At 35.2% G+C, this 15,827-nt stretch carries 12 protein-coding genes; 1 reads left to right on the top strand and 11 read right to left on the bottom strand.

Features of this window, described 5'->3' with window-relative positions:
• Window positions 1–484: 484 nt before the first annotated feature.
• Together HNP99_RS13995 and HNP99_RS14000 are read right to left on the bottom strand one after the other, a co-directional pair.
• The gene (locus HNP99_RS13995; RefSeq protein WP_173854049.1) at window positions 485–1,501 is read right to left on the bottom strand and encodes a helicase associated domain-containing protein; all 1,017 of its coding nucleotides are present in this window, start codon (window positions 1,499–1,501) and stop codon (window positions 485–487) included.
• A 36-nt stretch (window positions 1,502–1,537) separates the two neighbouring features.
• Window positions 1,538–4,147: a DEAD/DEAH box helicase gene (locus HNP99_RS14000; protein ID WP_173854010.1), complete on the bottom strand. Its 2,610-nt coding sequence runs from the start codon at window positions 4,145–4,147 to the stop codon at window positions 1,538–1,540.
• Window positions 4,148–4,540: 393 nt separating this feature from the next.
• Between HNP99_RS14000 and HNP99_RS14005 the strand changes: the two genes are divergently transcribed.
• Window positions 4,541–5,275 (top strand): CIA30 family protein, encoded by a 735-nt coding sequence (locus HNP99_RS14005; protein ID WP_371810473.1) that lies wholly within the window; start codon window positions 4,541–4,543, stop codon window positions 5,273–5,275.
• A 286-nt stretch (window positions 5,276–5,561) separates the two neighbouring features.
• Here the strand turns inward: HNP99_RS14005 and HNP99_RS14010 are convergent, their stop codons facing one another.
• The 9 genes from HNP99_RS14010 to HNP99_RS14050 all read right to left on the bottom strand — a co-directional run bounded on the left by HNP99_RS14010 (window position 5,562) and on the right by HNP99_RS14050 (window position 15,824).
• Entirely contained in the window at window positions 5,562–5,810 is a 249-nt protein-coding gene (locus HNP99_RS14010; RefSeq protein WP_173854011.1) for a hypothetical protein, read from the bottom strand.
• Window position 5,811: 1 nt separating this feature from the next.
• Entirely contained in the window at window positions 5,812–6,411 is a 600-nt protein-coding gene (locus tag HNP99_RS14015; protein ID WP_173854012.1) for a TetR/AcrR family transcriptional regulator, read from the bottom strand.
• A 16-nt stretch (window positions 6,412–6,427) separates the two neighbouring features.
• Window positions 6,428–7,693: a TolC family protein gene (locus HNP99_RS14020; RefSeq protein WP_173854013.1), complete on the bottom strand. Its 1,266-nt coding sequence runs from the start codon at window positions 7,691–7,693 to the stop codon at window positions 6,428–6,430.
• 25 nt (window positions 7,694–7,718) lie between these two features.
• A complete protein-coding gene (locus tag HNP99_RS14025; protein WP_254596869.1) occupies window positions 7,719–10,919 on the bottom strand; it encodes an efflux RND transporter permease subunit in 3,201 nt (1,066 codons plus the stop codon).
• Window positions 10,920–10,942: 23 nt separating this feature from the next.
• Window positions 10,943–11,956 (bottom strand): efflux RND transporter periplasmic adaptor subunit, encoded by a 1,014-nt coding sequence (locus tag HNP99_RS14030; RefSeq protein ID WP_108739709.1) that lies wholly within the window; start codon window positions 11,954–11,956, stop codon window positions 10,943–10,945.
• A gap of 184 nt (window positions 11,957–12,140) precedes the next feature.
• Window positions 12,141–13,040 carry a helix-turn-helix domain-containing protein gene (locus HNP99_RS14035; RefSeq protein WP_173854014.1) on the bottom strand — a complete coding sequence of 300 codons (900 nt, stop codon included), beginning with the start codon at window positions 13,038–13,040 and terminating at the stop codon, window positions 12,141–12,143.
• A 297-nt stretch (window positions 13,041–13,337) separates the two neighbouring features.
• Complete coding sequence (locus HNP99_RS14040) at window positions 13,338–14,189, bottom strand: SDR family oxidoreductase (RefSeq protein WP_173854015.1); 852 nt, start codon at window positions 14,187–14,189, stop codon at window positions 13,338–13,340.
• A 273-nt stretch (window positions 14,190–14,462) separates the two neighbouring features.
• Entirely contained in the window at window positions 14,463–15,128 is a 666-nt protein-coding gene (locus HNP99_RS14045; RefSeq protein ID WP_173854016.1) for an aspartate/glutamate racemase family protein, read from the bottom strand.
• 78 nt (window positions 15,129–15,206) lie between these two features.
• Window positions 15,207–15,824, bottom strand: coding sequence for a ferric reductase-like transmembrane domain-containing protein (locus HNP99_RS14050; protein ID WP_173854017.1), 618 nt, complete (start codon window positions 15,822–15,824; stop codon window positions 15,207–15,209).
• Window positions 15,825–15,827 lie beyond the last annotated feature (3 nt).

Genomic DNA, 15,827 nt, shown 5'->3' on the forward strand with positions numbered 1-15,827 from the left:
TTAAACGAATTATAGGGTATAGCTGTATACTAATTACTTTTCGTTGTATGCTTATTGCTGAAATTGGTGGTTTTTGAATTTTATACTTTATAGTTTAAACCTATAAGATTATAATAAATAGAAGTATATATAATTTTTAACGCTTAAAAGCACTCAACGGAACGCAAAGCAAATCTACCTAGTTTGTCATTCTGCAAGAATCTCACACACGCATACACAACGAGCATCCGCAATTTGGGTCATTGCGAGGAACGCGGCAATCACGTACAGTGCGTCACTTTTTATTGATTTACAAATTTGATTTTAAAGGATTATTATTGGTGGTTTTTGTTGTCTAGTAACGGACTTGACTACTGTAATTGTCAATAGGAATGGGCGCAAAGTCAGAGACATTTGCGCAGCGTTCACGATGTAATTACTGTTTAAAAATAAAATTGGGAATTACAGTTTGCGGATTGGGGCGAGATTTAGCGTGGGCTCGACATCAGTTTAATTCTATTTTAAGTTCATGAAGTAACTTTAATTGTCTATCTGTTAGTTTATTATCTTTAAAAGCTCTCTTTGTCCTTGATAAGGATTGATAAAGATTACTTTGGAGCCTGTCCTTTCCATTTTTAGGATAGTTATTATTTTTGTTAATAAATTCTGCAATCTCTCTTATCATATTTGCCCATTTTGTAAAACCATCTTTAGAACCAGACTTTAAAGCAATTTCTTCATCAATACCAAAGTCCTTTAGTTTTTGAAGGTATACTGGCAATAAATTTCCGTTTTTATACTCATATTTTTGTTTAGCCCACCAAGCATAAAGTGAATTTCTTTTTCCATTTATCATTGAAGGAATGCTAACACTTCCATTTATTATGTTCAATTGTGAAAATTCCAGAAACCATTCATCCCATGTCTTATCATCTTCTTTATTATTCCAAACAAATTCAATTGATTCAAGTTTGTATACTTGCCATTGTTCTAATGGTTTTCTTTTTCCGCCTGAGTGTGTGCCTGCTTGTGCTTGACGTTGAGCCTGACACCAATTATACATTCGCCCTTCAATTCCATTTACACCAAATTTTGGCCAACTATCTTTTTCTGATTTTAACGATTTTACATTTTCAAACATTTCAATCCACCTAGCACGTTCATTTTCTTTTCCTTTAGCATCTAGATCATATCCGATTGATTGAAGAGCCTTAATCTGTTCATTTGACAACCTCCCATTCTTGTGTACTGACCTTTGAGATCCAAGCCATGAATTATAGTCTTTTTGTGTTGTTCTAGTTGGAAGCTTTCCATTCTTGTTAATCCATTCCTTGATTTTTTCAAAGATTTGTTCCCAAGTCTCAAAGAAACGGTCAAGTTTAAGCTCTTCTATTTTCTTAAACTGATAATGAGTAAGAGTTCCTTCTTCAAATCTCTTTTGATTTCTATAAATCCATGAGTATTCATTTCCTCCAATTTCTTCAATTGAAATGGTATTGCGATTTTCTAGCGTCTCCTTTATTCTATGCCAATATTGAGTCCAATTATCAGTCTTGCCTTAAAAATTGAAATCAATTTCAGCCATTTTTTCAAACCAAAAGTTACCTAAATCATTTTCTCGATATCTGGTTCTCATTGTTTGGCAATAGACATAGAGTTTATTTTCGATAGAGGTGCTATCTTCTCTATTATATTGGGGCCATTTCGAAGGTTTTTCTTGTCTGAATTTTACAAGGTCATTGTATGGCTCAAACCATTTTTTCCTGATTGAAGGACCTTCAAAACTTTTGTCAATTGCAAGAAAACGTTTTTTTTGTTCTTTGGAAATGATTTTGTTTTCTCTTACACAAATTGATTGATACTTACACCATTTAACTAATTCGTCGTCATCTATACCTTGACATGGTGGAAATACATTGTCCTTTGCATATTCTTGAAATTGCGAATACATTTTTTCCCATTTCCATTCTATGATACTCCAAGCAAAATTTATTGAATTTAATTTTCGCAGTTCTTCATTCTTGAGTGTACCGTTTTTCTTTCTATTACGCTGGTTAGCAATCCAATTGTATAAATCTTTATCATCCTTTTTGCTAGGATATTCTTGATTATTACTTCTCAAATAGTTTTTCAGATTCAAGAACCATAAATCCCAATTATTAGAAGACTTCTCTATAATTTGATCAAAAAGAGATTTTCTTAACTTTTCTTCAAATCCTTCTAATATAATTTTGTCTTGTTGTTCCAAAAAGCTTGAACCGATAATGTCAATCTTATTTATCTTTCTAGTGCCTTTTCCGTAGGCAATAAGATTAATTTCATCTTGAAGCCTTTCATCTTGGTCGCACAAAGACCGAATAACTTGCAGCAAATTTTTAAATGAACTTGTACTTATTGCGTTTTCTAGGCTGTCATTTTTGGAATGATAGATTGGAACAACTATTAGACCTAATTTCTTTCCTTCTTTCTTGCGCAGTGCTCTTCCGACCGCTTGCACAATATCAACTTTGGAGTTTTTTGGGTCACAGAAGTAAACTAAGTCAATGGTAGGTACATCAACACCTTCTGTTAAACATCTCGCATTAGAAACTATTGCTTTTTTTGAATTTTTAAATTCTTCAAGTACTAAGTTTCTAAAACTTGTTGGCTGTTCACCGCTAACCGAAAACGTTTTTGTGTCTGGAAATAACTGCCCGTGTCTCATCGCAAATTCTTGAGCTAGTTTTACTCTTGAGTGGAAAGTTAAACCATGATTTGCATTGTACTTTTCCATTATATGTTCAAGAGCATAATTATTTGCTAATTCATCAATGGAAATATTTTTATCAATAAATTTTCTTTGTTCAATATATTCTTTAACCTCATCACTATTTACACCGATTGCTACAATTTTGTAATCCACAAGAATTTCTTGTTCTATAGCATCCTTAAACGTCATTCTATGAAACTCATAACCAAATATTTCTGGGTCGTTCATATCATAAGCATACTTTAAATCCTCTCCGAGTTTCTTTTTCAATGACTCTTTTACAATTCTAGGTGTAGCAGTTGCATATAATCTGTATTTTGAAGGAATACGATTGTTATTATGAACTAGGCTGAATTTATTATTTCCAAGACCTGCCGTTTTATGAGCTTCATCACAAAAGGTAAAATCAAACTCAAAGTCTATCTCTTTGATTGCGTCAGCAATAACTTGAAGGGAATGATAAGTTGAGAAAATTACTTTCTCATCAAATGGTTTTAGAAGAAAGGATTTAATATGTTCAGAATCAGTAGTAACTCTTGTATCAATTTCATAGGTATGAGTAACAACAGTATCTGTTGTGTCCTTGTCAATGTCTGTTTCAGAACATACACATAGATACTGATAAACTATTTTCCGCTGTTTTGACCACTCATTTTTTATTTGTCTAAGCAGAGCGAGAGAAGGCACAAGCACCAATGTGTTTTTACTTTGTAGTTTTTCCTTAATCCAAAGTGCTGTAAAGGTTTTACCCGCTCCACATGGTAGAATCAACTGACCCCTTGGTTCATCACCTTCTGTGAACCATTGTGTACACTCTTGTATTGCAATCTTTTGGTGCGGAAGTGGGTCGAATAACTTTCTTTCTGTTAAATGATTTTTGGTGAGTAAACTATTAATAGAGTTGAATGTCTCTATATCGATTTCATTTAAGTTGGCAACTCCGTAAAAAGTAAAATTGTCATGCCTTGTTTTTGAAACATTGTCTAGGTCAATTGCATTGGAAAAAACGATGTATCCATCTGCACTAGGACAAAAAGCAAAAAGGTTAGCGATTTTATCGGCTGACCAATTTAATTTGCTGGATTCGTCATTTTTGTACTTGCATTGAACAACAAAATACTTGTCTTCTAAATCTTGTAGAACCAAGTCAACCCCATAATCCTGATTGCCTAAATTGAGTTTGTTTCGGACTTCAAGCGGAGTTTCTTCAAAAAGCCAAACATTTTTAAAATTGTCTTTTTCGGTTGGAGAAACAAGAAAGTAGTTTTTTGTGAAAACTTCGAAAATTTTACCTGCCCTTGTGTCTTTCTTGGCTGTCTCTGTTGAATGTACATTGTACTTTGAGAGCTCAGTTTTTAGTTCTCTCCATGTTTCTTTGTTCTTGATAAGTTCTGTCAGTATGTTCTTGTACTCTGTCATTTTCTTTTTTTGTGCGTTGGCAAAAAAAACAGCTCTTTTGGTTTTTTAGCGTTGGTTTTCGTGTCGGTTAAAACCAAATTTTCTGTTTGTGCGGTTGGATTTTACAGTGAACGATAACTCCTTTATATTTGTGACAAAATCATACAAAGCCACCCAGTTCTGTGTGTAAGAGTATCACACCTATGATACTTTAATCATTATGCTAATGTAAGATAAAACAATGAAAATTTTCACATACATATTGTGTAAAACAAAGTTATGTTAAAAAAAAATTTCTTTAATCCCAAAATCCCTAGCCCAGATAGCAGTGGAAATCCTTTTGGAAAGGCGTTTTTTAGCCTTGCCAAAAGATTGTAACGCATAGCTGGAATTAGCTCCAAAAAAAAGAACAAAATGAATACCAATTTCGAATTGGAATTATCTTCAAGTAGCCTTAATTTTGTAGTAATTGCCAAAAGAGTTAGACGGCTCGAATTTATCTGTAGCCAGCTGGCGAAATTTATTCCGCGCCCATTACAGCTGGAATGCTGTAAATTAGCGCCCAATGGAGTAAAAACCAGTCAACCGCTAAAACAATTGTTTCACCAATTAATTACTATGAAAAGCTTTATTTGTATGATGACACTATTTTCTTCTATGCCTCCACAGCTACTTTTTGATTTTACAAAAAAATCTAACATTGAAGATTGGCGCGTTGTCGATGATGTGGTGATGGGAGGCGTTTCGGCGGGTAGTTTTACATTAGATTCGGATGGATTTGGTGTGTTTGAAGGTGCTATTTCACTGGAGAACAATGGTGGTTTTTCGTCTGTTCGTTATCGATTTCCAAAGGTGAAAACAGCAGGATATAGCAAGATCGTCATCAAACTTAAAGGTGATGGCAAAAAATATCAATTTAGGATAAAAACTAATTCGGGAGATTCGCATTCGTTTATAGCTCCTTTTTCGACTTCGGGAGAGTGGGAAGAAATCGAAATTTCGCTTCAAGATATGTACCCTGCCTTTAGAGGTAGAACACTGGAACAGCCCAATTTTTCGGATGCTTATTTTGAAGAAATTGCTTTTTTGATTGGCAACAAGAAAAAGGAACAATTTAAACTCCTCATTGACCGAATAGAATTGAAATAAAGGAGTTGATCGCAAAAATAACTTCGCTTACATGGATTTTACCTGTCTAAAAAAGAAACAAAGTTGAGATAAACCTTGGCTTGAATTCTCATAGCATGAGGAATTATGATAGTTTAATTCGCTTTTAAACAATTATATAGTAAATAAAATTGAACATTAACAACTCTATCGCGCAGATTTGCAAGAAATTATAGTTTGGAAATTTTTCTGTGCCTTCAACAATTAGAATGCACCCGAATTGCAATTCTGAAATAGTCAACAGCACACGAATAACAAGTTCGTTTGCTTAATAAAACAGTGTATTAGTAACTGCTTTAGAAATTTTATTCCATAAAATAAGGAATGCCAGAGTTAACACTGCCGTCATAATTAAAGTAGATTGTGCCATGAATAAGGTTAGTTCTGGGGAAGGTAAATTAGCTACTTCCATTTGCTTTTCAATTATAGTTTGTAAAGGCTCAGTAAGTGTTAATGACCCAAAAAGTAACATAAATACAGCTGTAGTTCCGGTTAGAAATCCGTTTGATTTTTTCATTTTATAAAGTCAGCTGCAAATAATCCAATCCCAATTGTGTTACCAATCCATATAGAAATAAGGAACTTACAAACTCAAATGATTTCTTTTTTACGTTTAGGTCCGTGAAATAGTAGTTGAAGTAGATGCTTTTTGAAAGCACATCATAAGACTCACAAAATGCTTGGGCATCAATTTGTTCTTTGTACAGTCCTTGTTGTTTGCCGTTTTCGATATTACCGACAATAAACTGCAAAATGATAGTGTCACTATAATTTATGGCATTAAAAAAGCTATTAGCAGGCCCTTTTTTAATTTCGTTTTTGACCATTGGATAAACTCGATGCATTTTTTTGTTGATGTAGGTAATAAAATACATCAATTCTTCTAAGGCATTGTGCCCTTTCTGCTGAATTTTACTGATATTTTTCTTGAGTATTTTGGCTTGTTTTTGGATCGTTTTAAGGACTAAATCTTCTTTATTTTCGAAATATTTATAGATTGTTTTTTTCGAAATCCCACATTTTGAAGCAATATCATCTAGGGTTACATGGTTGATTGCGCTGCTGTAAAAAAGTACAGCAGCGTTTTTCAATATTAGGTTTTTGGTTTGGTTTTTCATTCCAATTATTTTTATGTTATTCTAAACTTGAAGTCGCTTTCTTGTAATTGGCTTCGCTAATTTTGAATACTGCTTTGGCGTCAATCACATCAGAGAAAGCGGTTTGCCACATCACTTGTGCTTCTAGAACATCTTTTCCTATCACCGTTCCGGCATCAAAACGGTCATTGTTTAAGCGTAAGTTTTCATCTGCTTGTGCCAATGATTTTTGAGTGATTTCTATACGCTCTTTGGCACGAAGCATGTCAAGTTTTGCATTTGCAATTTCGATAGCTACTAATTCTTGGGTTTGTTCCAATTCAAATTTTTGTGCTTCTACTTTATAATCCTGTTCTTTTACTTTTTGTTTGCGTCCTCCCCAATCAAAAACGGGAACTTTCACGCTCAACATGGCATAGTACGAACTAAAATTATTATCGCCTGTAGCAAAATTAATTCCTTTGCCCAGACCGTATAATCCGCTTACGTTCATTGCTACTGTTGGTTTTCTGTCTGCTTCAAGTAATTTTGATTTTAATTCTTCGATAGAAACCGCTTTTTCAATTATTTTAATTTCAGGACGATTTGCGATCGCGTTTTCCTGTGAAATCTGACTTTCGATTGCATTAATCTCGATCTCAGCATCTTCAATGGTGAATTCTGTTTCTTTCGAACCAATTAATTGCGCCATTTTTAAATTTAAAATGGTCAAAGCATCTTTGGCTTTCGATAAATTCAATTGCGCTTGATTGAGTTGCACTTGTACACGCAAAACATCATTTTTGTAGATGATTCCGGCATTGTACGAATTGTTTAAATCCTTCAATAATTGACTCAACATTGCATTGGACTTAGTTGCCAAATCGATTTTACCTTTGACATTGATAATTTGCCAATAAGTGGTCTCTACATCAAGAAGCACTTCGTTATTGGTCAATGTTTTTTGTGACGTATAAAGCGCCACTGCGGCAGTACTAATTTGTTTGGCGGTATTAATTTTGCCACCTGCATAAATGACTTGTGTTACACCCAAGGTTACACTAGCATTGTACTCTGGTAACAATGCGCTCAACGGTTTACCCACATTTAGACCAGTTGCACTCGCTTCTACACTTGGTTTGTTAGCTGTAAAAGCACCTACTTCAGCGGCAGTGGCTGCATCGATTGAAGCAGTAGCTTTTTTGATTTTTTTATTGTTCGATAAAGCCTCTTTTTTAGCAGTGTCAAGGGAGAGATTTCTCCCCTGAGCAAAGCTGTTTGTGGTAAGGCTGGCAGCCAATAGCGTGAAAGCTACTATTGCCATCTTTATATTTTTTGCAGACATATGATTATTTCCTTTTTTTTAATTTGTATTTAAAGATGTTTATTCTACGCACTAAATAGTTTTTCTTAGGTTTTGGTTTGTATAGAATGGGTTCAAAAGTTTCAGCATTAGGATGCGGATGTTTTTCTGGTGACACCTCAATGTCTACATATTTGTAATAAAGTACAGGAACAATAAACAAGGTCATTACCATAGAAACTAGTAATCCAACAGCTAAAACACTACCCAAAGGTGCCCATAGCGGTGATTTTCCGGCAATCATAGGCACAACACCTATCGCTGCTGCAACAGAAGTCAAGAAAATAGGACGCATACGTCTTTTTCCGGCTGCTTTGGCGGCTTCAAATTTAGAATAGCCATGTTCTAAGATTAGTTCATCGGCATAATCGACTAGTATGATTCCGTTACGAACCACAATACCAATCAAACTAATCACTCCCATAAATGCTGTAAATCCAAAAGGGTTTCCTGTAAGATACAATCCTAAAAAGGCACCTAATAAACTTAACGGGAACGTAGCAAGAACGATTAATACCTTTGTAAAGTTTTTGAATTGAAATAAGAGCACTAAGAAAATAAGAATCAAACTTATTCCCATTGAAGAAGCCATTCCAGGACCCGTTTCATTAATGTTTTCAAATTCACCACCGTAATTAATACTGATTCCGTCAGGCAATTTAAGGGCCTCTATTTTCGGCATAATTTCAGCTTGAATAGTTGCTGCTTTCACACCCAATTGTGCTTCTGCTCGTACTGCTAGTGTACGTAAACCGTTTCTGTGCGCAATAACTCCTGTATGCCATTCTGGAGTAATAGTAGCAACTTCTCTTAGCGGAACTTTAGTCCCCAAAGCGGTCGAAATATTTAAAGCACCAAGTTCACCAACATTTTTTCGATCATTTTCATCATAACGCATTACAATATCAATCGGTTTATCACCTTCATAAATAGTGCTCACCGGATATCCTTTTAATCCTGCTCCTAAAGTTTGAGAAACAGCAGTATTGGTAACTCCTAATCTATTGGCAACATCGTCTTTTAATGCTACTTTGGCACCCAGATAATCGTCTTGATAAGTGGTTCTAATCCAATTAAGCCCTTTGGTACCGGCAAGAATTTCTTCTATTTGTGAAGCGACTTGCTTTTGTTTAATCATGTCATCGCCAACGATTCTCACTTCAATTGGTGAAGGCGCTTCGTTCAAAGATAATTGACGCACTCTTATGTAACCATCTGGTACAAAGTTTTTAAACTTATCCATATATTCTGCGGCTAGTTCAGTCGTAGCATCTTTACCTGTTGTGGTAATGAATATTTGAGCAAAGTTTTTTCGTGGAAATTCTGGTGCATACGTAGAATGAAAACGAGGAGAACTTGTCCCTACAAAACTGGCTACATTTACCACTCTGTCGTCTCCCTTAATTTTTTCTTCCACACGTTTTACAACGGCTTCTGTTTGTTCTAAAGTCCCTCCATTTGGCAACCAAACCTCTATGTTAAATTGGTTTCTCTCGGCTGTTGGGAATAATTCTTGTTCTAATTGTGAAGCGACTCCAAATCCTAAGAAAATAGACAAAAGCCCCATTAGCATGGTTACATTTGGTCTTTCGAAACAAATATCTAATATGCGGTTGAATACATTTTGCAAGCGATCCAACATGCTTTCTTTCTTATTAGGATCTTTTTCTTTGTCCTTTAATCCTTTTTTAATGAAGATGTAACACAAATAAGGTGTTAATAAAAGTGCTACTAATAAGGAAGCAAATAAAGCGACAGCCACCGCAATAGGTAAGGCTTGAATAAATTCTTTCGAAATTCCGTTTAAGAAAAAAGCCAAAGGTAAAAACGAACAAATAATAGCCATAGTTGCTGTAAAAACAGGCACCATTAATTGTGTCGCACTTTGCCAGCCTGCCGTCCACGGATCTTCGCCTTCGTCTAATTTTTCGATATAATTATCAACTACGACAATGGCATCATCAACCACCATTCCTAATACAATAATTAAGGCCGCTAGCGTTACTTGATGGATTTCGATTCCCATCATATTAAGTATTCCAAAAGTGATAAATATAGATACCGGAGCCGCAACGGCCGATACTATTGCAAATCGAAACGGAAGCAATAGGATTACTACTGAAATTACCGCTAAAATGGCAATGGCAAATTCTAGCATAAAGTGACTTATACTTTCTTTTACCACCTCTGGCTGATTTACAATCGTTTGCACTTGTACATCTGGAGGTAACTCTTTTTTTATTTTGTCTAAAGCTAGTTCTACCTTTTCACCAAATTGTACAATATTGTTTCCTGGTTGCATTTCTATCGCAATCATGGTCACTTTATCGTCACCTACTTTTATATAGCTGGCTGTTTCTTCATAACGGCGTTCTATAGTGGCAACATCTTTTAAACGCACTACTTTTCCTCCGGCTGTGCTGTAAACAATTTGATTGCTTAAATCAGCTGCATTTTTATAATGATTTTTTGCAAATACCGAAACCTCCGAGTTTTTTAATGTTATTCCACCAGCAAAACCAGTGTTATTTTGACTTTGAATAACCTGTGCAATCGTAGAAAAATCGAAACCATACTGTCTTAATTTTTCATCTTTTACAGTAACGTATATTTGTTCTTTTTGTCCGCCATATCGTTTAATTTTAGACGTTTCCGGAATGGTTTTAAGTCCGTCTTCTAACTGATCCAAATACGTTTCTAATTCTGCATAACTTCTTCCAGGAGCAGAAACCGTAATCATTTGAGAAACAACATCTCCAAAATCACTATTCACCATCGGCCCAATCATCCCCGGAGGTGTTGGGAAATTTTGTGGAAAAGTAGTACTTAAACCGCGTTGTAAAGTAGACCAAAATCGATCAGTATCTTTTACGTTTTCGTTTAATTCTACAGTAACAACAACCTGACCTTCTTTGGTATCAGAAAATGTTTTTTCTTTTCTAATTTCTTCAAAACTAAATAAGTATTGTTCTAATTGATCGGTCAACTGTTTTTCTACTTGTTCCTCGTCTGCACCAGGAAAAGCAGCGATAACCAACCCTTTACGTACTGTAATTTGAGGATCTTCACTACGCGCCATTGTAGCTAGTGAATAAATTCCCAAAATCATAAGAAGTGCCGTAATTACAAGCGTTACCTGATGGTATTTCATAGAGGCTTCTATGAAATTTATTTTTACTTTTTTCATTTTCATCTTATCTTTCAGTTAAATTAAAGGCTAATGGCCTGACCTTCTTTTACATTCTTTTGGCCTTCAATTAGCACTTTATCGCCTATTTTTAATCCGGAAGTAATGATGATATCATTGTTTTTAAAATCACCAACAGTGACTCTTTTTTTAATCGCTTTTCCGTTTTCTGCTACATAAACAAATAGGATATTGTCTGCATTTCTAACTATAGCTACAGAAGGAATGCTAATCACATCCACAACATTTCCTGTTTCGATTTTGATGGTACTAATCATACCAGGCAAAAGTTGGTTGTCGCTGTTGTTCAAACGCACTTTTACATTAAAGGTTCTCGTTAATTCGTCAGCGCTTGGATTTAAAATATCTACTTTACCGTTGAAAGTTTTGTCTAGTGAAGCAATGCTTACTGTTGCTGCTTTACCAATTTTTAATTTCGCGATTTCTGACTCGGTTATCGAAGCTTTTGCATACACTTTATCCGTTTTCATGATGGTAAATGCAGGAATACTTGGTGCAGCAGTGGCACCAACTTCAGCTGATTTTGTTGTGATGATTCCTGTGAAAGGAGCGTACAATTTGGTATCAGAAAGATTTTTGGCAGCCATACTTTTGTTAGCATTTGCTTGAGCAACAGCTACTTTTACGGCAATAAAATCACGTTCTGGTAAGCTTCCTTTTTGGTACAAACCGTTCAATCTTTTATAATTATCATTATCTTGTTCTGCGCTTGCTTTGGCGATATAAAAGGCATTTTGGTAAGTAGTTGCATCGATTGATGCTAGTAACTGTCCTTTTTGAACTCTTTGTCCTTCATCGACAACTACGCTTGAGATTCGTCCTGCAACGGCAAAGCCTATCGAAACAGTATTGTCTGCTTCGATTGTTCCGCTGTAGTTAAGCGTTTCATTTTCAGATGTAGTAGTGATTTCTTTTACGCTAACCTTTGCAGCGATTTCTTCTTGTTTTGTTTCTTTTTTATCGGCACAACTATTTAGTAAAAAAATAAAAGTGGCTAAGAGAGCTAATTGTTTCATAGTGGCAATTATGTGAGTATTTATTTTAAAAAAATTTACTCTGCAAAATTGCTACAATACTAGCTGTTACAAAAGGTCTAAAAAAGGGGAGTTTTGGTCAATATCGATTATTTAAAAAATAATGATAGTAACTTATTTACCATAAATAGGTTTCTACACTTGGTTTATTGGTCTAAATACCGTGTTACGATATGTTTTTATATTTAGAAGGAGAAAAACCGGTTTGCTTTTTGAAATATTTTCCAAAAAACGACTGATCGCTAAACTTCAATTCGTCTGCGACTTGAGCAATCGTTAAAGAAGAGTTTTCCAACAAAAGTCTGGCTTCCATGATTACGGAATCCTCAATTAATTGGCTTGCTGTTTTTCCAGAAACATCTTTCAATACTTTGGATAAATGACCAGTAGTCACTGCAAGTTCATCGGCATAAAATTGCACGGTGCGTTCTTTTTTGAAATTAAGATTCAAAATAGATAGAAAACGTAGTGTAAGATCTTCTTGTCGAGAAAACTCGGCTTCAAGATTAGGATGAGCGGTTCTGAATATTGCTGCTAAATGATACATTAAGGTAATAAATCCATGTCGAATTATTTCTTTTCGAAAAGGCATAGCAATCTCTGTTGTTTGGTTATTTTTTGCCAATAGTTTAGCCAACGAAAGGGTAGCCACTCTTTCTTCCTTAGATAATTTCAATTTCGGAATGTTGCTTGCTGTGAAGAAATTCAAAGCATCATAATCTGTCTTTTTAAAATTATTTTGAAGAATGAATTCATTCGAAAAACAAAAGCCTACCAACTTTAAGTCAATGCTCATTTTTAAGATATGCATTACAGTGTGCGGTTTTATAACCACCATTTCATTCGCACCCAACACATAGTGAATCAGATTCAGCTGAATGTGAACTTCGCCTTTAAGGATTAACATGAAGGTATGATTGTCTGTTCGAAAGGGATAACTAACCGGAATTTCGTTGAATTCGTTTTTCGAAATATACACATGCAGCCCTTCAGATTCTTGAGGTAAGTCCCCAAAAAGCCCAACAATATCATTGGTTGAATGGTGTTTTATTGTAGATGGATGCATATGGTATTTTGTTTTTTTTGATGGTTACAAAGATAATACATTTATCTATAGAACTATTTCTATCGAAAAATCAATTATTGCTTTACTATTGACCGAATAGAATTGAAATGAAATGAAGGAGTTGATAAATCACTAAATTAGCGAAACAGACATCATCTGAGTTTCTACCTTACTAACTGATACAAATACCTTATGGAGGAAGATCACTCTAAGTAACTTGGTAACTATCGTTAATTGAAAAAACAGCCAATTTTAAACCTTCATCTTTTTATTCAAAAGACTGTAAATTAGACAGGCTTACTTTTTATTTTTAAAATCCGTCATCATTTCTAAAGCAGAAATATGGGGTCTTCCCGCTGCTTTCTCATAATCCGAAGGAACATCGTTGGCTCCCATTCTAATTCCTTCATAGATGCCTGCGATTACTGTTCCCATAAAATCGCCTAACTCGGCTTTTCTTTCGGTTGCGTAGTCCGCTACAGAAACGGAATTGTAAACCAAATCAGTTCCAAAAACCGTATTTATGTCGGTTGCCAATTGGGCTTGGTTGATGCCGTTGCCAACCAAATTATATACGTGTCCGTTATGTTGGTCTTCCACTAGCATTTTCGCGTAAGCGTAACCCAGCTCTTGCCTACTCGTATAGGTGCATTTGCCGTCGCTTGCACAATTGCGAATTTCGCCGTCTTTTTTATAGGTGTCTATATATTCCAAATCGGGCTCAATATAGATTCCGTTGCGACCAATAACCCAAGATAATCTAGATTCTTGCACGTCTCTTTCGGATTGTCTGTTGGTTTGAACAATTGGGCTAAAAGCGTTGTTTTCTTCGGCACCTACGATACTGGTGTACACGATTTTTTTGACTCCTGCGCTTTTTGCGGCTTCAATCACATTGCGGTGTTGCTCGATTCTTTTTTGTGGTTCGTCCATGCCCGAAACGAGTAAAACGGTAGTTACGCCTTGTAAGGCTGCATCAAATTCAGAGCGATTGTTGTAATCGCCTTTTCGAACTTCGACGCCTAGGTGGGTTGCTTTTTCGACTGTTCGGGCAATGGCGATGACGTTTTCTTTTCCGATTAAGTTACTGAGGTGTTTGACGATGGAAGCGCCTAAATGTCCACTTGCTGATGTTACTGCTATTTTCATATTATATTGTATTTATTGTCAAAAAGAGACACGGTTTTTATATTGTATTGTGCTGAAAAAGGGGGACACATATTGTTATTACTTTGATTGTGCTGAAAAAGTTAGACACGAATTACACTAATTGTCACGAATTATCAGTACTTAATTTAATTGCACGAATTTTTCCGTTGATTTTATTTGACTAATCGAATTCAAAATTCTATTACAAAGATGACAGTTTTCTACTTAGTGGTTTATATCAATCTTTGGCTAATAATGGTAAATCTGAGACTGTTATTCTGTTTGTGAAATGGCTTGTTCTATTTGAAGTTGTGCCATGTCTATGATTCGGTTATTGTCGGTTGGTTTTAATATCGACAATTCTGTACAGGCGAGTATTACGGGGAAATTTTTGGTGTATTTGTTTAGTATCGAATGGTAGGACGCTATCAAATCTGGGGTTTCAGTTTCGGCATAGGTTAGTTTTCGAACTTCGTCTATAAACAAACGGTCTTCTTTTGACGGAAGTTGGATTTCTATTCCTTTGGCGTTGAAATACGAACGTATGTAATTCGATTCCATAGAATGGAGTGAACCAAATAAAACGATGGTGCTCCAATGGTTTTGCTGGATTTTTTCCACTGCTAAAGTTAGTGGGTGAAGAATTTTTTTCTGAATAGCTAAGCGGTCAATGGTTTCATGCAGCGTTATATTCGGAATCAAAATAGTAGTAATGGCTAACTTTTCGAGCTCATCTATATACGCTTTCAAAACGACATCCAAAGCCTCCGAAGTATTGGGCAAAAGCGGATTGATTGTATCAAAATCGGCATTAATCATCACAAACGGAAAAGTGCTGTATCCGCCTTTTTTTTGATTATACAATCGGTTTAACTCCTTGATGTAGTACAAAGTAGAGTGACTGCCCAATCCCAATAGTCCAACGGTTGCTTTGCTCATTTTTTTTATTTATTTAAGATGTAGTACCGTTATTATTTAGGTAAAATACATATCTTGTTTATCCGATAAATTTAAAATTTAATTTCTGTTAGTTCTAAAATGCATAATTTTATTTTTCACGAATGGCAAACGAAGAATAAATCCAATACCTACTATTATTCCATAAATAAGCCAAGTTTTTTTGAGAAGTAGTACGTGTAACAAACTCAAAACAATAGCTCCGTAAGCATAAGTTTGAATTTTTTTCCAGTTCTTTTTTAATTTCTTCATTGCTTTTCTATTTGAAGTAAAAAACAACGGAATTAAAATTAATACAGCTATAAAACCTGCAATATAATTGGCTTCGGTAAAGGTTTCTGCAAATCCTTCGGCAGCAATAAAGATTATATAATGAACAAAACTCCACACGGCTGCTGCGATACCCATGGCTTGACGCACAAATAAGTTGTTGACCCCAAACAGTATAAAAAAGGGCGTACAGCTAAGCACAGCTGTCATCCACCTTATGGCAAACTCGCCCGAGATATGGTACAGCATTTCTAGGGAAGACTTGCCTTCGCCAGCAGTTCCTTCTGACAAACTAATCGAAAAACCATTGGAAAAATTTAGGGTAACCAAATTTAAAAGTGGGATGATCGGCAAGACAGCAATTAATGCGACTAGCATCCAACCGTAATTTTTTTTAATAAAACTCATTTG

This window comes from Flavobacterium gelidicaeli (genome assembly GCF_013294005.1).
Lineage (GTDB): Bacteria > Bacteroidota > Bacteroidia > Flavobacteriales > Flavobacteriaceae > Flavobacterium.